The 300-nt window shown below is 66.7% G+C and carries 1 protein-coding gene; it reads left to right on the top strand.

The window, feature by feature from the left end; translation table 11 throughout:
* Positions 1-35 precede the first annotated feature (35 nt).
* A partial coding sequence (locus tag SB725_RS30650) for a DoxX family membrane protein (RefSeq protein WP_410923112.1) occupies positions 36-300 on the top strand: 265 nt, incomplete at its 3' end.

Here is a 300-nt window from a genome sequence, read left to right as displayed (position 1 = left end):
GTCGGTGGGCGTGGACATGGTCGGGATGTTGATCGTTGGGGGCGAGATCCGGGAAGGCGCGTTCCGCATGCGGCATGCCCGGCACCGCGCAGTTCTTCGTCTCGCTCGGCTTGCCGGGATGGCTGGCTTATGTGACGACGTTCGTCGAACTGATCGGCGGTATTGCGCTGTTGCTGGGGGAGCATCCCGGAGCCCTGGAAACCTTGCTCGCGGAGCGGCCTGATAATGCCTTGAGCCGCCCGCTGCCCAACCTGCAGTTGGGCCTGCCTGGCGACCTGGCCCGGGAGCGTCCGGACATCC

This window comes from Pseudomonas sp. SIMBA_041 (assembly GCF_046535095.1).
Classification (GTDB): Bacteria; Pseudomonadota; Gammaproteobacteria; order Pseudomonadales; family Pseudomonadaceae; genus Aquipseudomonas; species Aquipseudomonas mucoides.
This window is presented reverse-complemented; position numbering and strand designations above follow the sequence as displayed.